Below are 18,967 nucleotides of genomic sequence, written 5' to 3' on the forward strand. Positions count from 1 at the left end.
GTCACTTCGGTGTGGGGTTCAGCACACCGTGCGCCTGCTGATCAGCGTGGTAGCTGCTGCGCACCATGGCGCCCACGGCGGCGTGGGTAAAGCCCATCTTGTAGGCCTCGGCCTCGAACATCTTGAAGGTGTCGGGGTGCACGTAGCGGCGCACCGGCAGGTGGTGGCCGCTGGGTGCGAGGTACTGGCCGATGGTCAGCATGTCGATGTGGTGCGCGCGCATGTCGCGCATCACGTCGAGGATTTCTTCGTCCGTCTCGCCCAGGCCCACCATGAGGCCGCTCTTGGTCGGCACGTGGGGGAAGAGCGCCTTGAATTTCTTGAGCAGGTTGAGACTGAACTGGTAGTCCGACCCAGGGCGTGCTTCTTTGTAGAGGCGCGGCACGGTCTCCAGGTTGTGGTTCATCACATCCGGTGGTGCGGCCTTGAGGATGTCCAGCGCGCGGTCGTCGCGGCCGCGGAAATCGGGCACCAGCACCTCGATCTGTGTCTGCGGAGACAGCGCGCGGGTCTTCTCGATGCAGGCCACGAAATGGCCAGCGCCTCCGTCGCGCAGATCGTCGCGGTCCACGCTGGTGATCACCACGTATTTCAGCTTGAGCTGCGCGATCGTCCTGGCCAGGTTGTCGGGTTCGTCCACGTCCAGGGGATCGGGGCGGCCGTGGCCCACGTCGCAGAACGGGCATCGCCGCGTGCACTTGTCGCCCATGATCATGAAGGTGGCCGTGCCCTTGCCAAAGCACTCGCCGATGTTGGGGCAGCTCGCTTCCTCGCACACCGTGACCAGCTTGTTGGTGCGCAGGATGTCCTTGATTTCGTAGAAGCGCGTGGTGGGGCTGCCGGCCTTGACCCGGATCCACTCGGGCTTCTTCAGCACCTCGCCCGGCACGATCTTGATCGGGATGCGCGCGGTCTTGGCCTGGCTCTTCTGCTTGGCCGTGGCGTCGTAGCTGGCAGCGGGCTGAGCGTCGCGGACGGTGCTGCTGGCGGTGGCCGTGGTGGTTTCGGGGCTGGTCATGTCGTGGGCGCGTTTGGCGCGGTTGGGGTCAGGGGGCTAGGAGGGCAGCGAGCTTCTGGCTCAGGGCCTGCGCGACTTCGTCCCATGAAGCCGCGACCCCGATTGTAGAAAGATCGACCGTGCGCAGACCCTGGTATCCGCAGGGGTTGATGCGTTCGAAGGGTTGCAGGTCCATATCCACATTGAGCGCCACACCGTGGTAAGTGCAATGGCGACTGACCTTGATGCCCAGCGCGGCGAGCTTGCCCAGGCCGTTGAAGTCGGGCTCTGGGTGCGGCTGCCCGGCCACCTTGCGTTGCGGGCGCTGTGGCAGCGGCGCATGACTGCCGGGTTCGTCCAGCCGCACGTAGATGCCAGGCGCTCCCGCCACCCGGTGGCCAGTGACGTTGAACGGCGCCAGCGTGCGGATAACCGCTTCTTCGACCCGATAGACAAACTCTTTCACGAAATAACCCGCGCGCTGCAAATCCACCAGGGGATAGGCCACCACCTGCCCGGGGCCGTGGTAAGTCACCTGTCCCCCTCGGTTGCTCTGCACAACGGGAATGTCGCCGGGGGCCAGCAGATGATCCAGCCGACCCGCCAGCCCTTGGGTGAAGACCGGCGGGTGCTCGCAGATCCAGAGCTCGTCTGGTGTGTCGGCGGTGCGAGCCGCAGTGAATGCCTGCATGGCCTCAAAGGTGGGCGTGTAGTCCGCTCGCCCGAGGGAATGGACGATCACAGCACGATCTTGACCATCGGGTGCGTGGTCAAGGTCCTGTAGAGCTCGTCGAGTTGTTCGCGGCTCGTCACCCGCACCTTCAGCGTCAAGCCGAGGTAGTTGCCAGCCTTGCTCGGGCGGTGCTCGATCGTGTTGTGGTCGAAGGCATGGTCGAAGGCGCGCGCCACATGGGCCATGGCTTCGGGGAAGCCGTCCACATTCGCGCCCATCACCTTGATGGGGAAGTCGCACGGGTAGACGATGAGCGACTGTTCGGGGGGGATTTCACGAGGAAAGTCCATGGGAAGGGCCTCCTTTCAGACCGATTGCGCGGCCACGGCCTGCTGGTAGCCGGCGTAAAGCCGGGCGTACACCGGACCTGGACGACCTGCGCCCACGGGATGGCCGTCCAGAAGGGTGATGGGCAACACCTCCTTGGTGGCTGAAGAAAGCATCAACTCGTCGGCGTCCAGCACCTCGGCGCGGGTGATGCGGCGCAGTTCGAAGGGAATGCCTTGCTCGCGGCAGATGTCCTCGATCAGGCCAAACCGGATGCCTTCGAGCACCAGGTTGTCCTTGGGCGGGCCCATGACCACGCCGCGCTTGACCACCCACACGTTGCTGGCCGCCGCTTCGCTGAGCATGCCTTCACGGTACATCACCGTTTCCACGGCGCCCGCGTCGGCGCTGATCTGCCGGGCGAGCACGGCGCCAAGCAGGCTGGTGGTCTTGATGTGCGCCTTCTTCCAGCGGAAATCGTCGGCGCTCACGCAGGCCACACCCTGCTCACGCTGCGCCGGCGTGGCCAGCTTCATTTCGCTCGCCGTCACGAGCACCGTGGGCTGCAGGCCCGGCGGCATCACGTGGTCGCGCACCGCCACGCCTCGCGTGACCTGGATGTAGATCAACTGGTTGACCGAAGCGGTCGTTGCGCGAAGGTCTTCGATGAGGCGCCGCGCCACCGCCAGCCACTGATCGCGCGTGAGCGGGTTGGGAATGCGAAGCTCGGCCAGCGAGCGGTCCAGCCGCGCCATGTGCTGGTCGAACCGGAACACCTTGCCGCCATACGCGGGCAGCACTTCGTACACCCCGTCGCCAAAGATGAATCCCCGGTCGAGCACGCTGATGCGCGCATCGCGCAAGGCCGTGAATTCGCCGTTGAGATAGCACAGCGAAGCGGGAAGTGAAGGGCCTTGGTCCTGGGGAGAGGGGTTCATGGGCGGATTATCGACCGCGCGTGCCGCGCAGGGCGCAAGATGCCGGGCGGCCTTGACGGATGCATGGGGTTTCTACGTATAATCAACGGCTGTGCCTAAACGCCTGCGTCTGTAACCCATCCGTAATTTGCCATGTCGACAATGCCCCCGGTGACGTCGAAGGCACCTTCCCCAGGCAACTGGGAAGATGGCGACAAAGATCCCGAATTCAAGCCACTGAACCACGAAGATGCGGTGCGGTGGCGAACCTCCCAGCCGAAGTTGTCGGCCTGGAGGGTGGTCGGAGTCCAGATGCTGGTGGGGTTGGTCGCTGGTGCGCTGGGGTGGTTGTTGACCCGGAGCGAATCGGTGGGCTATTCCGTCTTGTACGGCGCAGCATCGGTTGTGATCCCGACCGCCTTGATGGCCTGGGGAGTGACGTCAAGTGCCATGTCCCGTCGAGCTTCGGGGCACGTCATTTCGGCGTTCATGAGTTTCGTTTTGTGGGAGGGGGTCAAGCTTCTGCTGGCAGTGGCCATGTTGTGGTCGGCGCCCAGAATCGTCCCCGACCTGAATTGGCTGGCCTTGCTGGCGGGCCTTGTGGTTGTGTTGAAGGTGTACTGGTTTGGATTCTGGATCCAGACCCGGCGTTGAAATAAATCGGTTGATGGATACAAACGAACATGGCTGCTGAAGGAAATGCACTGACCCCGGGTGAATACATCCGGCATCACCTGGTTCACCTCAACAACACGGGTGAGCAGCAAAAATCCATCGTCGACTTCTCGGTGATCAACATCGATTCCGTCGTGGTGAGTGTTCTGCTGGGCGCCTTCGCATGCTTCATGCTGTGGCGCGCCGCGCGCAACGCCTCGTCCGGCGTGCCGGGCCGCTTCCAGGCCGCGGTCGAGATGCTGGTCGAGATGGTCGACAACCAGGCCAAGTCGGTGATTCACAACGCGAACAGCCGCAAGCTGGTCGCTCCGCTGGCCCTCACCGTGTTCGTCTGGATCTTCCTGATGAACTTCATGGACATGCTGCCGGTCGACGCCCTTCCCAGCTTGTGGCATGCCGCCGGCCCGGCCCTTGGCTACGCCGACTACCTGCGTGTCGTGCCCACCGCCGATCTGTCGACCACGCTGGGCATGTCGATCTCGGTGCTGCTGCTCTGCCTGTATTACAACGTCAAGATCAAGGGCCTGGGTGGCTGGGCGCACGAGCTCGTGACAGCCCCCTTTGGCACCAGCAAGAATCCGATCGCCGCGCTTTTGCTCGGGGTGATCAATTTTTCCATGCAGATGATCGAGTTCGTGGCCAAGACGGTCTCCCACGGCATGCGGTTGTTTGGCAACATGTTCGCAGGTGAGTTGGTGTTCATGCTGATTGCGCTGCTGGGTGGTTTTGCCGCCTTCTCGCTCAGTGGGGGCCTGTTCTTCATCGGACACGTGATCGCGGGCACGGTGTGGACCATCTTTCACATTTTGATCATCACCCTGCAAGCGTTCATCTTCATGATGCTGGCCCTGATTTACCTCGGCCAGGCGCATGACGCTCACTGAGTCGCGCGGTTTCACCACGCGCTGAGTCGTTCCCTTTCCCTTTCTTTCTCAACTTTTCGTTCATCTCAAAGGAGTCATCATGGAAAACGTTCTGGGTCTCGTCGCACTGGCTTGCGGTCTTATCGTCGGTCTGGGTGCCCTGGGCGCATCGGTCGGTATCGGCATGATGGGCGGCAAATTCCTCGAGTCCGGCGCCCGTCAGCCTGAGCTGATGAACGACCTGCAAACCAAGATGTTCCTGCTGGCCGGTCTGATCGACGCGGCCTTCCTGATCGGCGTGGCCATCGCCCTCCTGTTCGCCTTCGCCAACCCCTTCACGCTGGCTTAATGGGATTTGCTGCCACGTCGGGCGGCGTCTTGCTGGTTGAGGTCTTGACGACTTTCGCTCGCTGGCGCGCCGACACTGCGGCAAGTGCATCACCACTTATGTCAACACACAGAAAGGCGTTGCGATGAACATCAATGCAACCCTCTTCGCGCAGGGCATCGTCTTTGCGATCCTGGTGTGGTTCACGATGAAATTCGTGTGGCCCCCAATCGCCAAGGCACTGGATGAACGTGCGCTGAAGATCACCGAAGGCCTGGCTTCTGCCGAGAAGGCCAAGTCCGAACTGGCCGTGGCCAACAAGCGGGTCGAAGAAGAGTTGAGCAAATCGCGCAACGAATCGGCCACCCGTCTGGCAGACGCAGAGCGTCGCGCTCAGGCCGTGATCGAGGATGCCAAGGTCCGCGCCTCCGAGGAGGCCGCCAAGATTGTGGCGGCTGCCCACCAGGAGGCCGAGCAGCAGGTCATCAAGGCCCGCGAGGCCCTGCGTGAGCAGGTTGCCGCGCTGGCCGTGAAGGGTGCCGAGCAGATCCTCAAGCGCGAAGTCAACGCCGGCGTCCACGCCGAGTTGCTGGGCCGCCTGAAGACCGAGCTTTGATCCAGACCCGACGCCTCCGAACCGGCAATCAAAGGTAAACCATGGCCGAAATCGCCACCATTGCACGTCCCTACGCGGAAGCGCTGTTCAAGTCCACCGGACCTGACGCCGCCGGTACCTCCGCCTGGCTCGACGAGCTGGCCGCCGTGGCTGCCAATGAGCAGTTGCGTCAGTTCGCCGACAGCCCCAAGACCACGCCTGAGCAGGTTTTCACGCTGATCTCCGGCGTGTTGAAGACCAGCTTGCCGGTCAAGGCGCAGAACTTTCTGCGCACTGTGATCGACAACGGTCGTATTGCTGCCTTGCCCGAAATCGCCAGCCAGTTCCGCGTGTTGAAGAACGCACAGCTGGGCGCTTTCGACGCGATTGTTTACAGCGCCTTTGCGGTCGACAGCGCAGCGCTGGCCGATCTCTCCGGGGTGCTGGAGAAGCGTTTTGGCCGCAAGCTGAACCTGCAGGTTGAACTGCAGCCCGATCTGATCGGGGGCATCCGCGTGGTGGTGGGCGACGAGGTGCTCGACACCTCGGTCAAAGCCCGCCTGGAACAAATGAAAGTTGCCCTGACGGCCTGACGGCTGTCATCCCGGGCGCGCCTGCACACCATTTAACGAAAGAAGGAAAGAGTCATGCAACTCAATCCCGCCGAAATCTCCGAACTGATCAAGTCCCGCATCGAGGGGCTGGGCGCATCGAGCGATGTGCGCAACCAGGGCACCGTGGTGTCGGTCACCGACGGCATCGTCCGTGTCCACGGCCTGTCCGATGTGATGCAGGGCGAAATGCTGGAATTCCCGGCCAACAAGGACGGCGTGCCTTCCTTCGGCCTGGCGCTGAACCTGGAGCGCGACTCCGTCGGCGCTGTGATTCTGGGCGAGTACGAGCACATCTCCGAAGGTGAAACCGTGAAATGCACGGGGCGCATTCTGGAAGTGCCCGTGGGCCCCGAGCTCATCGGCCGCGTGGTGAACGCCCTGGGCGCACCCATTGACGGCAAGGGTCCGGTCAATGCCAAGATGACCGACGTGATCGAAAAGGTTGCGCCGGGCGTGATCGCCCGGAAATCGGTGGACCAGCCAGTGCAGACCGGCTTGAAGTCGATCGACTCCATGGTGCCCGTGGGCCGTGGTCAGCGTGAACTGATCATTGGCGATCGCCAGACCGGTAAGACCGCCGTGGCCATCGACGCCATCATCAACCAGAAGGGTCAGAACATGACCTGCGTCTACGTTGCGATCGGCCAGAAGGCTTCGTCGATCAAGAACGTGGTGCGCGCTCTGGAACAAGCCGGCGCCATGGAATACACCATCGTCGTCGCCGCTTCGGCCTCCGAGTCGGCCGCCATGCAGTACCTCTCGGCCTACTCCGGCTGCACCATGGGTGAGTACTTCCGCGACCGTGGCCAGGACGCCCTGATCGTGTACGACGACTTGTCCAAACAGGCTGTGGCTTACCGCCAGGTCTCGCTGCTGCTGCGCCGCCCTCCAGGCCGCGAAGCCTACCCCGGCGACGTCTTCTATCTGCACAGCCGTCTGCTGGAGCGCGCTGCCCGCGTGAACGCCGACTACGTGGAAGCCTTCACCAAGGGTGAAGTCAAGGGCCAGACTGGCTCGCTGACCGCACTGCCCATCATCGAAACGCAGGCTGGCGACGTGTCTGCTTTCGTGCCAACCAACGTGATCTCCATCACCGACGGCCAGATCTTCCTGGAAACCAGCCTGTTCAACGCCGGCGTCCGCCCCGCCATCAACGCCGGTATCTCGGTGTCGCGTGTTGGTGGTGCTGCCCAGACCGACCTGATCAAGAAGCAGTCCGGCGGTATCCGTACCGACCTGGCCCAGTACCGTGAACTGGCGGCCTTCGCACAGTTTGCCTCCGACCTGGATGAAGCCACCCGCAAGCAACTCGACCGGGGTGCTCGTGTGACGGAGCTGCTGAAGCAGGCTCAGTACAGCCCGCTGTCCATCAGCCTGATGGCCGCTTCGTTGTTCGCCGTGAACAAGGGCTATCTGGACGACGTCGAAGTCAAGAAGGTTCTGCCGTTCGAAGCCGGCCTGCACGCCTTCTTGAAGGACAAGCACGCCGCACTGTTGCAGAAGATGGAAGGCGGCAAGGCACTGGACAAGGACAAGGAAGCCGAAGCCCAGCTCGCCGCCGCCGTCGCCGATTTCAAGAAAACCGGTACGTACTGAACGCCCCGTTGACCAGCTAAGGAGCCCCAATGGCAGCAGGCAAGGAAATACGCGGCAAGATCAAATCGGTGGAGAACACCAAGAAGATCACCAAAGCCATGGAGATGGTCGCCGCCTCCAAGATGCGCAAGGCGCAGGAACGCATGCGTTCGGCGCGGCCTTACGCCGAGAAGGTGCGCCAGATCACCGGCAACCTGAGCCGGGCCAACCCTGAGTACACGCACCCGTTCATGCAGACGAACGACGCCAAATCCGCTGGCTTCGTCGTCGTCACGACGGACAAGGGTTTGTGCGGCGGCCTCAACACCAACGTGTTGCGCGCCGTGACCACCGAGCTGAAGGCGCTGCAGGCCAAGGGGCAGGACGCACAGGTCGTGGCCATTGGCAACAAGGGCCTGGGTTTCATGAACCGCATCGGCGCCAAGGTGGTGTCCAGCGTGACAGGCCTGGGGGACACCCCCCATCTTGAAAAGCTGATCGGCCCGGTCAAGGTGCTGCTCGATGCGTACACCGAAGGTCGTGTCAACGCGGTGTATGTCTGCTACACCAAGTTCATCAACACGATGAAGCAGGAATCGGTGATCGAGCAACTGCTCCCGCTGAACGCCGGCACCCTGCAGGACAACGCCGGTGGCCGCGACTGGGACTACATCTACGAACCCGACGCTGCCGCCGTGATCGACGAGCTGCTGCTGCGTTACGTGGAAGCCCAGGTTTACCAGGCAGTGGCCGAGAACATGGCCTCCGAGCAGTCCGCCCGCATGGTGGCCATGAAGGCCGCCACCGACAACGCCGGCAGTGTGATCGGCGAACTCAAGCTCGTCTACAACAAGACCCGTCAGGCCGCGATCACGAAAGAACTTTCGGAAATCGTCGCCGGCGCCGCAGCGGTCTGAAGCAGCCGTTTCACAGAATCCAGAGTATTTAAAAGGTATCCATCATGTCTCAAGTACAAGGCAAGATCGTCCAGTGCATCGGCGCCGTCGTCGACGTGGAATTTCCGCGCAACCAGATGCCCCGCGTGTATGACGCCCTGAAAATGGAAGGCTCCGCGCTGACGCTGGAAGTCCAGCAGCAGCTGGGCGACGGCGTGGTGCGCACCATTGCGCTGGGTTCCTCCGACGGCCTGCGCCGCGGCATGGTGGTGTCCAACACCGCCAACCCGATCATGGTCCCCGTGGGCAAGGCCACGCTGGGCCGCATCATGGACGTGCTGGGTGCGCCCATCGACGAGCGCGGTCCGGTTGATCAAACCCTCACCGCTTCGATCCACCGCAAGGCTCCAGCCTACGACGAGCTGTCGCCTTCGCAGGAACTGCTGGAAACCGGTATCAAGGTGATCGATCTGATCTGCCCGTTCGCCAAGGGCGGCAAGGTGGGCCTGTTCGGCGGCGCCGGCGTGGGCAAGACCGTGAACATGATGGAACTCATCAACAACATCGCCAAGGCCCACTCCGGTCTGTCGGTGTTTGCCGGTGTGGGTGAACGCACCCGCGAAGGCAACGACTTCTACCACGAGATGGCCGACTCGAAGGTTGTGGACCTCGAGAATCTGCCCAACTCCAAAGTGGCGATGGTCTACGGCCAGATGAACGAACCCCCGGGCAACCGCCTGCGCGTGGCCCTGACCGGCCTGACCATCGCCGAATCGTTCCGCGACGAAGGCCGCGACGTGCTGTTCTTCGTGGACAACATCTACCGCTTCACACTGGCCGGTACTGAAGTGTCCGCACTGCTGGGTCGCATGCCTTCGGCTGTGGGCTACCAGCCTACGCTGGCCGAAGAAATGGGTCGCCTGCAGGAGCGCATCACCTCCACCAAGGTCGGTTCGATCACCTCGATCCAGGCCGTGTACGTGCCAGCCGATGACTTGACCGACCCGTCGCCCGCCACCACCTTCGCCCACCTGGACTCCACCGTGGTGCTGAGCCGTGACATCGCTTCGCTGGGTATCTATCCGGCCGTGGACCCGCTGGATTCCACCAGCCGCCAGCTCGATCCGCTGGTCGTGGGCCAGGACCACTACGAAACTGCCCGCGCCGTGCAGAACACGCTGCAGCGCTACAAGGAACTGCGCGACATCATCGCCATTCTGGGCATGGACGAACTGGCCCCAGAGGACAAGCTGGCCGTGGCCCGCGCCCGCAAGATCCAGCGTTTCCTGTCCCAGCCGTTCCACGTGGCCGAGGTGTTCACCGGATCGCCTGGCAAGTACGTGCCACTGTCCGAGACCATCCGCGGCTTCAAGATGATCACCAACGGCGAGTGCGACCACCTGCCCGAGCAGTCGTTCTACATGGTCGGTACGATCGACGAAGCCTTCGAAAAAGCGAAGAAGGTCGCCTGATCCCGGGCTTGATCATCAGCGCTCCATCCAAGGAAATTCCATGAGTACCATCCGCGTCGATGTGGTCAGCGCCGAAGAATCCATCTTCTCCGGGGATGCCAAGTTCGTGGCGTTGCCGGGCGAAGCTGGTGAGCTGGGCATCCTGCCCGGCCACATTCCGCTGATCACCCGAATCAAGCCCGGTGCCGTTCGCATCGAGAAGGCCGACGGCGGCGAAGAGTTTGTGTTTGTGGCGGGCGGCATTCTTGAAGTGCAGCCGCATCACATCACCGTGTTGTCCGACACCGCCATCCGTGGCCATGACCTCGACGAAGCGAAGGCGATCGAAGCCCGCCGTCAGGCCGAAGAAGCGCTGAAGAACGCGCACAGCGATATCGATCTGGCCAAAGCCACTTCGGAACTCGCCGTGATGGCGGCTCAGATCGCTGCCCTGCGCAAATACCGCCAGAAAAAGTAAGCGGGCCAGCTGCGCCTTCACCTCACCCAGCAAAGACCGGCCACGTGCCGGTCTTTCTTTTGGTCGAGGGGTGCGGAATGTAACCGGGCGAATATCATCGACAGGACAACAAGCCGGGAGACTCTGATGTCATCGATTTTTGAAAGCCCGGATCTGGCGCCCGAGGAGGTGGCCGCGCGCTTGCTCGTCACGTCGTCGGCGCTGGCCGATCTGACCCTTGGCGACGCTTTGAAAATCGTGGGCTACATGCGCCCGAGGCGCATCAAGGCCGGCACGGTCATCATCCAGGAAGGCGAGGTCAAGCAGACCGACTACATGCTGCTCGTGCTCGAAGGCGATATCGCCGTGGAGAACGAGTTGCCCGGCCTTCAGGAAAGCATGGTCGTCAACATCATGGGCCCGGGCCACCTGATCGGCGAAATGGGCGTGCTCGACGGCGCGCCGCGGTCGGCCACCTGCACCGCCAACACCGACATTGCCGTGGCGGTGCTGTCTCGTACCGCGCTCATGCGCCTGCTGAAGGAAGACCCGCGACTGGGCTCCCGTTTGCTGTTGGCCATTTCAAAACGCATGGCCGACCGTTTGCGTGAGACGACCCGCAAGCTCAAGACGTTTGCTCAGATGAACCGCGCGCTTCAGCAAGAGCTGAACGTTGCGCTCAACAACAACCGCACCGGTCTTTACAAGCGCACCCGCTCCTGAGGCCAAGCACCAGGCTCAGCAGCGAACGATGCTGTCGGGCAACTCGTTGGGCTGCGCCGCGTCGGGTTCAGCCGGGAAATGGGCCACCAGCAACGCGGAGACTTCCTCCAGGGCCTGAGTCAGCCCATCTTCAAAAGCGCCCTCGCGCAGCCGCAGCCCCAATCGGTCCACGATGGCCTGCCACTCGGCCTGACCGACGCGACGCGCCAGGGCCCGATCGGCCACGAATTCGATGGCGTGCTCGGCGAGCAACACGTAAATGAGCACGCCGTTGTTGTGCTCGGTGTCCCAGATCCGCAGACGACCAAACCAGGTGAGGGCGCGTTCGCGAACAACGACCGGCAAGGGACTGCGCGCTCCCACCCGCCAGAGGTAGCTGGTGGGCAGCGAGGACTCCACACACAGACGCACCTCGCCGGTGTGACGGCCTTCGCTGGCGGCCACGCGGCGGGCCAGGCGTTCGGCCATGTCGTCGGGCACGGCACGAAGCGTGTCGCTGCGGTCGAGCCAGCGGTGTTTGAACAGGCGGGTCAGTTTGTTCATGATCATCACCACCCGCCGGAAGCGCCGCCGCCTCCAAAGTTGCCCCCGCCGCCAGAGCTGAAGCCGCCCCCGCCGCCGAAACCTCCGCTGCGACCGCCGCCGCCCCAGCCGCCGCCCGGACCACCCCAGGGGCCGCCACCTCGCCCGCCCCGACCGGATGAGGCCGAGCCCGCCGGCATGAACTGCATGAACAATGCTGCCAGCATGCCGATCAGCCCCGCACCAATCGCGATCCAGAACACGGTGGTGAGCCACCACGCCAGGCCGCCTGCGCCCACGCCCGTGAGCAGCGTACCCAGCTTGTTGCCGAAGATGTTGCGCAGCGCCAGAGAAATGAAGGGCACGGCAAACACCATGAAGATCAACAGGTCCATCCACTCGAAGCCTTGGTTGCCACGCGCTGGTGCGCCTTCGCCAGGCAATGGCAACGCCTCACCGCTGATGCGCGCAAGGATCTGATCGACACCCGCCTGGATGCCGCCGGCGTAGTCGCCCTGGCGGAAGGCGGGTGTCACCGCCTGGTCAAGAATGCGCCGCGCCAGCAGATCGGGGATGGCCCCTTCGAGTGTCTTGGCGGTGGCGATGCGCAAGCGGCGGTCGTCTTTGGCGATCACGAAGAGCACGCCGTCGCCCACGTCGCGGCGGCCGATCTTCCAGGCGTCGCCCAGGCGCTGCGTGTAGTCGGTGATGTCTTCCGGTGCGGTGGTGGCCACCATCACCACCACCACCTGGGAGCCCTTGGTCTGCTCGAAGGCGGCCAGCTTGGCCTCGATGGCCGCGAGCGATGCCGCGTCGAGCGTGCCAGTCTGGTCGATCACCCGCGCGGTGAGTGCCGGCACAGGCTGCAACGCCTGAGCCCATACCCCGAAAGAGAAAAGGGCGGTCAGCATGCAGAGCACCAGGCCCTGCCATGCCTTGCGAGCGGTCATTTCTTCTCGAATTCCACCTTGGGTGGCGCCGAGATAGCCGCCTCGTTGGCGACCGTGAAGTTGGCCTTCGGGTCGTAGCCAAACACCATGGCGGTGAGGTTGGTGGGGAAGCTGCGCGCGAGCACGTTGTATTCCTGCACGGTCTGGATGTAGCGGTTGCGCGCCACGGTGATGCGGTTCTCGGTGCCTTCCAGCTGCACGCGCAGGTCGCTGAAGCCCTGATTGGCCTTGAGATTGGGGTACTGCTCGACCACCACCATCAGCCGGCTGAGCGCACTGCCCAGCTCGCCCTGCGCGGCCTGAAACTGCTGCATCGCGGCCGGGTTGTTCAGCATCTCGGGCGTCATCTGGATGGAGGTGGCCTTCGAGCGCGCCTCGATCACGCGGGTGAGTGTTTCCTGCTCGAAGTTGGCCTCACCCTTCACCGTGGCCACGATATTGGGGATCAGATCGGCGCGTCGCTGGTACTGGTTGAGCACTTCCGACCAGGCCGAGCGGCTCTGCTCGTCCAGTCGCTGGAAGTCGTTGTAGCCGCAGCCGGTGAGCAGGCTGGCGCACAGCAAGAGCAGGGCAGCAAGGTGGCGTCGTGTCATGGGGTCCTCCATTCGGTCGGGTGCAGTTCGGTATCCGGTAGCATTTTGGCATGCGCCTCGAACCCACCGATGTCCTTCATGCCGCCAACCAGCCCACCGGTTCGCCGTTGGCGCGCGGGCCCCATGTTTTGCTAGCAGGAGCCACCGGCGCACTGGGCGAGGCCATGGTGACACGGCTCGCCTCCAGCAGCGCGGTGCGGCTGTTGAGTGTGCTTGTGCGCGAACCCATGGTCATGAGCTTGCGCCGCGTCAAGGAACTGCATCTGATCGGCGACGAGCCCCAACACTGGCCCGTGAAGCCTGCCGACGATGGCTGGATTCTCATGGACCCGCCCCGCCTGTTTCACGGACGCGAGAAGGCGATGCTGGCGGTGCAGCCGGCCGAACTGCGTCCGATGGCGGAATGGATGCGCCGCTGCGGCGTGCGGCGGCTGGTCGTGGTGCTGCCCCACCAGCAAGGGCGCCTGCCAGAGGCCATCAAGCGCGGGCTCGCCACGCTGGACGAACAGGCCGTGGCCGCGATGGGGTTCGACACGCTGATTCTCCTGCGCTCGGCCCAGCCGGGCCCCAGGGCGGCTGCGGCAGGCAGCCTGCCCGCACGCCTGGCGGCCAGCATGCTGGGCGTTTTGCACTACCTCGTGCCGACCAACCAGAAGCCCGTGCGCGCCGATGGCGTGGCCCGCGTGGCGGCGTGCGCGCTCGAATTTGCACCACCCGGCATCCATGTGGCTGCTCCGGAACTGGTCTGGGCCGCAGCGTCCGCGCCCGACCCTGAGCCCTTGTTGAAGGTCTGGCTGCACCGGACCGGTGAGCCCGGCGACAATCGCCTTCCCTGACGACCGACGAACGCCCGGCCAACATGCCCAAGACCAAACTGCCTCCTGGCAATCCCGACGACACGGAGCACGCGTTTTACGAAGCGCTGCAGCACGCCGACATCGAACGGCTCATGGCGTGCTGGGCCGATGACGAGGACATCGTTTGCGTGCACCCGGGTGGCCCGCGCCTGGTGGGGCACGCCGCGGTACGCGCTGCCTTCGAGGCGCTATTTTCCAATGGCAGCGTGCAGGCACAGCCCGAGAAAGTTCGGCGGCTCGATGTCGGCTCCTGCAGTGTGCACAGCGTGGTGGAGCGCGTGCAGGTGATGACCGACGATGGGCCTCAGCAAGCGTGGGTGGTGGCCACCAATGTGTACACCAAGACCGCGCAGGGTTGGCGCCTGGTGGCCCACCACGCCAGCCCGGGCTCCCGCGTCGAGCCGCCTGAGGTGCTGACTGTCAAGCCGGTGCTGCATTGAGTTCGAGCGGCTTTGCCTACCGTGCGCCGTGGTGGCTGCCAGGCGGCAACGCGCAGACCATCTGGGCCGCTGTGGCAAGCCAGCGCCATGTCGGCGCGGCCCCGCGCTGGCGGCGCGAGCGATGGGCCACGCCCGACGGCGACTTCATCGATGTCGACCAGGCACAGCACCCCAGCGCACCCGAGGCGCCGCTGCTGGTGCTCTTTCATGGCCTCGAGGGCTCGTCAGCCAGTCAGTACGCGGTGGCCTTTGCAGACTTCGCCGCTGCAAAGGGCGTTGCGTTCGCTGTGCCCCACTTTCGCGGCTGCTCCGGAGAACTCAACCACGCGCCACGCGCCTACCACTCGGGCGACTTCGCCGAAGTCGACTGGATCCTTGAGCGGTTTGCCCGAGAAAATCCCCTTCGTCCCTTGTTGGCCGTGGGCGTTTCGCTGGGCGGCAATGCGCTGATGCGCTGGGCCGGCGAAATGGGCGACGCGGCTGCGCAGCGCGTGCGCGCGGTGGCGGCGGTGTGTTCTCCGCTCGACCTCGCCGCCGGTGGCCACGCCATCGGGCGGGGCTTCAACCGCCTCGTCTACACCCGCATGTTTCTGCGCTCCATGGTGCCCAAGGCCTTGAAGAAACTGGAACAGCACCCAGGCCTGTTCGACCGCGCGTCGCTGGTGGCTGCGAGAGATCTCTACGAGTTCGACAACCTGTTCACCGCGCCGCTGCACGGGTTTCAGGGCACCGACGACTACTGGAGCCGCGCTTCCGCCAAGCCGGTGCTGCACCGCATCCGTGTGCCCGCGCTGGCGCTCAACGCACGCAACGACCCTTTCGTGCCCGCCAGCTCCCTGCCCACAGCGCGCGAGGCTGGCACGCACGTGACGCTGTGGCAACCCGCTCAGGGCGGACACGTGGGTTTTCCTGTTTCACACGGACCCCTCGGCCTGCCGGGCCATGTGCGCGCCATGCCCGAAGCCGTGGGAAACTGGCTGCTTTCACACGTCTGAGTGCCCACCCATGGACGACATCGTCAAGGCTGCCATGGCCAAATGGCCCAACGTGCCGCATTGCTTTGGCTGGCTCGGCCTGGATGCGCGCGGCCAGTGGTACATGCGCGACGACCGCGTGCAGGCCGCCGGGCCATTTCCCCAGGCCAGGGGCTCGCTGCTCAAGCACGACAAGCTCCTCGAATTCATCCACCGCAACTACGCCGCCGATGAGCGCGGCCAGTGGTACTTTCAGAACGGTCCGCAGCGCGTGTATGTGGAGCTGGAAATCACGCCCTGGGTCTGGCGGTTGCAGCCCGACGGCGGTGTGCTGAGTCACACGGGGCTGGCCACCCCGGTGCACGAGAGCCTGGTCGATGAAAACGGCCTCCTTTACCTGGTCACCGAGCTCGGCCCCGGGCTGGTGCACACCGCCGACATGGCCCTCGCCGCCGAAGCGGTGGAGTCAGGCCAGTGGACGCCTCGCGATGTGCGGGCCGCCGATCTGCCGAACCGGTTTGGCTTTGTGCTCAGTCCGCAGAGACTCCAGGAGCAGACATAAAAAAACCGGTCAGCGACCGGTTTTTTTATGAGGCCAGAAAGTGCTTTACCTGGCCGCGTCCACCATGAATTGCACCGCCGCACGAATGTCGGCATCCGAGGCGGCTGAACCGCCCTTCGGTGGCATTGCGCCCTTGCCCTTGATCGCGCTCGCGGTCAGGGCGTCAATGCCCTGTGCGATGCGCGGCGCCCAGGCGGCCTTGTCGCCGGACTTGGGTGCACCTGCCACACCCGCCGCGTGACAGACCGTGCAGGACTGCTTGTAAAGCGCCTCGCCAGCACCTGCCGCCACGGTGGCAGTGGCGGGGGCGGCTGGCGCAGCGGCAGCGGGCGCAGCGGGCGCGGCTGCAGGAGCAGCTGGGGCTGCTGCAGCCACCGGCGCGGCGCCTGCTTCGGCAACGGGTGCCGCAGCGGCAGGGGCAGGCGCTTCGGGCACTGCAAATTTGCCACCGGCGGCGTTGGCCATGTGCACCACCGCACGCCCGATCTCCACGTCGGTGAATGCGCCACCGGCTTGTGCGCCCATGGCGCCCTTGCCCTTGAGCGCTGAGTTCAGCAGCGCTTCGTAGCCTGTGGCAATGCGCGCCGCCCAGGCGCCCGCGTCGCCGAGCTTGGGCGCGCCAGCCAGGCCCGCGCCGTGGCAGGCCAGGCACTGCGCTGCGTAAACGGCCTCACCCGATTGCAGCGGGCGGTTGGCATCGCGAAGTTCCACCGTGCCCACGCGCTGAATGCGCTGCGCCGTGGCCAGCTCCTGGTCCACCGCGCCCGCAGCGGGCTTGTCCCCGGAGGTCACGTAGTACACCAGACCAATGATGATGAAGACGGGAGCGACAAACGCAAAGAAGGACGTCCACAGCAGTTGGGCGGGCGTCTTGATCGGGCCGGTGTGATGTTCGTGCGCGTGGTCGCTCATGGTGTCCTCAGGGGGTGGCGAATCGATGCCGGGGCGGGCAGTATCGTGACGGCTGGAAAGCAGCCCACGATTATAGCCAAGGGCCCTTGACCCCCGGCACCCGCAGGACCCCTGCCTGATAGAATGCCAGCCTCTGTGCGGCTGTAGCTCAGTGGATAGAGTATTGGCCTCCGAAGGCTGTCGTCATCGGCGAAAAACGCAACAAGTAGACTCTTGGTCTTCAAACAGCATGCGGCTGTAGCTCAGTGGATAGAGTATCGGCCTCCGAAGCCGAGGGTCGTGGGTTCGATCCCCGCCAGCCGCACCAAAATCAACGACTTACGTGTGCCTCTTATGGCCCATGCAGCAGTCGCTTGAATCCGGAGCCACTCGTTTGGCAAGTGCCTTGGGCCCTGAGAAGCTCGGTGGACAAGAGTCAGCAGCTCTTTTCAAAATTTTCTGTGGCCCATACATGGCCCACTCATAGCCCGCCATTGATGGCTTGACGATCGGATGTCGTCATTTTTGACCATTGGACTTTGGCCCAGTCAAACTCCCCTGCCGTTGTTCGTTAGCTTTCAACGCAGATCCGGCCCGGTCGGCTTCGCGATACTCCGCTGTCAATGGCTGGTGTGCAGCGAGAGCCGACAGTCGCAATGAAGAGCTGAGCCGGCACCGCTTGCCACATCGCGGTCACTCAGCTCCTCCAAATCGCAGGGATCGAGAGCCAGCTGCCGGAGGTGCTGCAGACATTGCAAGCCTATGTGTGACGCGGACACGGCGCTTTGCGGCGACTCCCCTAGATGTTCTTCCTCAAGCAACCGCGCTCCGGTAGCATGTCCCAGATCGGCTAGAAGCAGACGTTTGCTTCGACGCCAAATAGCTGATCATCAATGCGCCAAGCTTGAACTCGTGGGCAATGTGGGTGCTACGCAAACTCAGATGACCGGCTCAGGCTTCAGGGACTCTTCGATAGACAGTCTTCCGGTCATTGGGGAGGAACCGCCCTGCGCAACGCAGGGGCTCGTGTCAACACACTTGACCGTACTGGCCTGGTGCGACTAGCCCAACGCCTGGCAGGACCTTCGAGCGCCGCAAGGCAGCGGCGCTGACGCCACGACCTGTGGGGCCTGTTGACAGTACCCGCGGGCGTCCCGGGGTTAGCGCAAGCCGGTCAAGGCGTAGGCCGCCAATGCTTGCCCAGGGGTGAGACGCGTGCGCACCGCGCCGTATTCCCCCGTCCGCCCAACAGTCCGGCACGCAGCAGTCGGTGCCTTGTCGATGGCGTGACCGAAAAACTCTTTGCGGGCTTTGGAATAAACCGCATGCCGGCGCCGTCTGCCCTTGTGTCGGGACCTCTCGGACCCTTCATCCAACACTCACCCACCCTTCATCGGAGTCCACAATGTTCAAGACTTTCGCTTTCGCTGCCACCACCCTCACACTCGCCGCCGGCAGCGCCTTCGCCGCCCCCAGCGACGACGCCCGCACACACTTCCAGGCCATCGCCTCGGGCGACACCCAGATCGTCATGCGTGCCTATGCCGACCAGGCCCAGCTGAACTGGGTAGGCGGCCCACTCGACGGCACCTATGCCACCACCGATGCCATTCGCGGCACCTGGGAGAAGTTCGGCAAGGCCGTCGGCCCGCTGAAGCTCAACATCGCCTCGATCGAAGAGTCGGCCAACCCCAAGGGCGCCACCGTCTCGGCCAACGTCGTCTTTGAAGGCAAGATGCCCATCAAGGTGCGCTACGTGCTGACGTTCCGCGAAGGGAAGATCGTCAGCGAGACCTGGCAGATCGACCCCAAGCTGGCAGTCGCTGCGGCCTACTGATTGGCCATCATCGCGGCCACTCTCCACCGTACCCCACACGACATCCCCATGAAGCACCTTCCGACTCTGGCCGCTCTGCTGATCACAGCGGCTTCCTTCACGGCACCACTCACCAGCGCCATGGCTGCAGACGCGCCGGCCAAGCTCGCCAACGGCGCGCTGGTCGACGCCAAGGGCATGACGCTCTACACCTTCGACAAGGACGTGGCAGGCAGCGGCAAGAGCACCTGCAACGGCGGCTGCGCCGCGC

The 18,967-nt window shown here is 64.0% G+C and carries 23 protein-coding genes, 1 tRNA gene and 1 pseudogene; 17 read left to right on the top strand and 8 right to left on the bottom strand.

The genetic code is table 11. The features are described from left to right. Position 1: 1 nt before the first annotated feature. Genes lipA through CAP37_RS21320 form a run of 4 tightly spaced genes read right to left on the bottom strand, consistent with a single transcriptional unit; the run spans position 2 to position 2,935 of the window. The gene (gene lipA / locus CAP37_RS21305; protein WP_086127005.1) at positions 2 to 1,018 is read right to left on the bottom strand and encodes a lipoyl synthase; all 1,017 of its coding nucleotides are present in this window, start codon (positions 1,016 to 1,018) and stop codon (positions 2 to 4) included. A gap of 28 nt (positions 1,019 to 1,046) precedes the next feature. Beyond that, on the bottom strand, positions 1,047 to 1,739 hold the full coding sequence (lipB, locus tag CAP37_RS21310; protein ID WP_086127008.1) for a lipoyl(octanoyl) transferase LipB: 693 nt from the start codon (positions 1,737 to 1,739) through the stop codon (positions 1,047 to 1,049). Beyond that, complete coding sequence (locus CAP37_RS21315; protein WP_086127011.1) at positions 1,736 to 2,020, bottom strand: DUF493 family protein; 285 nt, start codon at positions 2,018 to 2,020, stop codon at positions 1,736 to 1,738. The genes lipB and CAP37_RS21315 overlap by 4 nt, the downstream gene beginning before the upstream one ends. A 15-nt stretch (positions 2,021 to 2,035) precedes the next feature. Beyond that, positions 2,036 to 2,935 (bottom strand): D-amino acid aminotransferase, encoded by a 900-nt coding sequence (locus tag CAP37_RS21320; RefSeq protein WP_086127014.1) that lies wholly within the window; start codon positions 2,933 to 2,935, stop codon positions 2,036 to 2,038. 132 nt (positions 2,936 to 3,067) lie between these two features. Here CAP37_RS21320 and CAP37_RS21325 point away from each other — a divergent pair, with 132 nt between their 5' ends. The 10 genes from CAP37_RS21325 to CAP37_RS21370 all read left to right on the top strand — a co-directional run bounded on the left by CAP37_RS21325 (position 3,068) and on the right by CAP37_RS21370 (position 11,091). After that, a complete protein-coding gene (locus tag CAP37_RS21325) occupies positions 3,068 to 3,568 on the top strand; it encodes an ATP synthase subunit I (RefSeq protein WP_256927075.1) in 501 nt (166 codons plus the stop codon). A 29-nt stretch (positions 3,569 to 3,597) separates the two neighbouring features. After that, positions 3,598 to 4,473, top strand: coding sequence for a F0F1 ATP synthase subunit A (gene atpB, locus CAP37_RS21330; RefSeq protein WP_086127019.1), 876 nt, complete (start codon positions 3,598 to 3,600; stop codon positions 4,471 to 4,473). A gap of 79 nt (positions 4,474 to 4,552) precedes the next feature. After that, a complete protein-coding gene (gene atpE / locus CAP37_RS21335) occupies positions 4,553 to 4,801 on the top strand; it encodes a F0F1 ATP synthase subunit C (RefSeq protein WP_077334647.1) in 249 nt (82 codons plus the stop codon). A gap of 124 nt (positions 4,802 to 4,925) precedes the next feature. After that, positions 4,926 to 5,396 (top strand): F0F1 ATP synthase subunit B, encoded by a 471-nt coding sequence (locus CAP37_RS21340; RefSeq protein ID WP_086127022.1) that lies wholly within the window; start codon positions 4,926 to 4,928, stop codon positions 5,394 to 5,396. 41 nt (positions 5,397 to 5,437) lie between these two features. Continuing rightward, complete coding sequence (locus tag CAP37_RS21345; protein ID WP_086127025.1) at positions 5,438 to 5,968, top strand: F0F1 ATP synthase subunit delta; 531 nt, start codon at positions 5,438 to 5,440, stop codon at positions 5,966 to 5,968. A gap of 54 nt (positions 5,969 to 6,022) precedes the next feature. Beyond that, a complete protein-coding gene (gene atpA / locus CAP37_RS21350; protein ID WP_086127027.1) occupies positions 6,023 to 7,585 on the top strand; it encodes a F0F1 ATP synthase subunit alpha in 1,563 nt (520 codons plus the stop codon). Positions 7,586 to 7,614: 29 nt separating this feature from the next. Next, entirely contained in the window at positions 7,615 to 8,481 is an 867-nt protein-coding gene (gene atpG / locus CAP37_RS21355) for a F0F1 ATP synthase subunit gamma (RefSeq protein WP_086127029.1), read from the top strand. A gap of 44 nt (positions 8,482 to 8,525) precedes the next feature. Continuing rightward, the gene (gene atpD, locus CAP37_RS21360; protein ID WP_086127032.1) at positions 8,526 to 9,932 is read left to right on the top strand and encodes a F0F1 ATP synthase subunit beta; all 1,407 of its coding nucleotides are present in this window, start codon (positions 8,526 to 8,528) and stop codon (positions 9,930 to 9,932) included. 40 nt (positions 9,933 to 9,972) lie between these two features. Then, the gene (locus tag CAP37_RS21365; protein WP_086127035.1) at positions 9,973 to 10,389 is read left to right on the top strand and encodes a F0F1 ATP synthase subunit epsilon; all 417 of its coding nucleotides are present in this window, start codon (positions 9,973 to 9,975) and stop codon (positions 10,387 to 10,389) included. 126 nt (positions 10,390 to 10,515) lie between these two features. Continuing rightward, positions 10,516 to 11,091, top strand: a complete 576-nt coding sequence (locus CAP37_RS21370) for a cyclic nucleotide-binding domain-containing protein (protein WP_086127038.1) — start codon at positions 10,516 to 10,518, stop codon at positions 11,089 to 11,091. 15 nt (positions 11,092 to 11,106) lie between these two features. Here the strand turns inward: CAP37_RS21370 and CAP37_RS21375 are convergent, their stop codons facing one another. From CAP37_RS21375 to CAP37_RS21385, 3 genes are read right to left on the bottom strand one after another with little or no spacing between them, the layout of a single operon-like run. Continuing rightward, a complete protein-coding gene (locus CAP37_RS21375) occupies positions 11,107 to 11,634 on the bottom strand; it encodes a TPM domain-containing protein (RefSeq protein ID WP_086127209.1) in 528 nt (175 codons plus the stop codon). Positions 11,635 to 11,639: 5 nt separating this feature from the next. Further along, positions 11,640 to 12,563, bottom strand: coding sequence for a YgcG family protein (locus CAP37_RS21380; RefSeq protein WP_086127041.1), 924 nt, complete (start codon positions 12,561 to 12,563; stop codon positions 11,640 to 11,642). Continuing rightward, entirely contained in the window at positions 12,560 to 13,156 is a 597-nt protein-coding gene (locus CAP37_RS21385; RefSeq protein ID WP_086127044.1) for a LemA family protein, read from the bottom strand. Before CAP37_RS21385 ends, CAP37_RS21380 begins: the two co-directional genes overlap by 4 nt. 50 nt (positions 13,157 to 13,206) lie before the next feature. On the opposite strand from CAP37_RS21385, the gene CAP37_RS21390 reads away from it, so the two are divergent. Genes CAP37_RS21390 through CAP37_RS21405 form a run of 4 tightly spaced genes read left to right on the top strand, consistent with a single transcriptional unit; the run spans position 13,207 to position 15,989 of the window. Beyond that, on the top strand, positions 13,207 to 13,992 hold the full coding sequence (locus CAP37_RS21390; protein ID WP_179190312.1) for a hypothetical protein: 786 nt from the start codon (positions 13,207 to 13,209) through the stop codon (positions 13,990 to 13,992). A 23-nt stretch (positions 13,993 to 14,015) separates the two neighbouring features. Further along, entirely contained in the window at positions 14,016 to 14,453 is a 438-nt protein-coding gene (locus CAP37_RS21395; RefSeq protein ID WP_086127047.1) for a nuclear transport factor 2 family protein, read from the top strand. Continuing rightward, entirely contained in the window at positions 14,450 to 15,448 is a 999-nt protein-coding gene (locus CAP37_RS21400; protein WP_086127050.1) for a YheT family hydrolase, read from the top strand. The genes CAP37_RS21395 and CAP37_RS21400 overlap by 4 nt, the downstream gene beginning before the upstream one ends. A 10-nt stretch (positions 15,449 to 15,458) precedes the next feature. After that, entirely contained in the window at positions 15,459 to 15,989 is a 531-nt protein-coding gene (locus CAP37_RS21405; protein ID WP_086127054.1) for a DUF2946 family protein, read from the top strand. A gap of 45 nt (positions 15,990 to 16,034) precedes the next feature. Here the strand turns inward: CAP37_RS21405 and CAP37_RS21410 are convergent, their stop codons facing one another. Then, positions 16,035 to 16,901 carry a cytochrome c5 family protein gene (locus CAP37_RS21410; RefSeq protein WP_086127056.1) on the bottom strand — a complete coding sequence of 289 codons (867 nt, stop codon included), beginning with the start codon at positions 16,899 to 16,901 and terminating at the stop codon, positions 16,035 to 16,037. A gap of 231 nt (positions 16,902 to 17,132) precedes the next feature. On the opposite strand from CAP37_RS21410, the gene CAP37_RS21415 reads away from it, so the two are divergent. The 3 genes and pseudogenes from CAP37_RS21415 to CAP37_RS21425 form a co-directional block, all read left to right on the top strand. Beyond that, a tRNA-Arg gene (locus CAP37_RS21415) sits at positions 17,133 to 17,208 on the top strand. Between the two features lie 1,077 nt (positions 17,209 to 18,285). After that, positions 18,286 to 18,717, top strand: a complete 432-nt coding sequence (locus CAP37_RS21420) for a nuclear transport factor 2 family protein (RefSeq protein ID WP_086127059.1) — start codon at positions 18,286 to 18,288, stop codon at positions 18,715 to 18,717. A 48-nt stretch (positions 18,718 to 18,765) separates the two neighbouring features. Continuing rightward, a pseudogene (locus tag CAP37_RS21425) lies at positions 18,766 to 18,967 on the top strand (hypothetical protein); the annotation flags it as partial.

It is taken from the genome of Hydrogenophaga sp. IBVHS1, from assembly GCF_002127265.1.
Taxonomy (GTDB): Bacteria; Pseudomonadota; Gammaproteobacteria; order Burkholderiales; family Burkholderiaceae_C; genus Hydrogenophaga.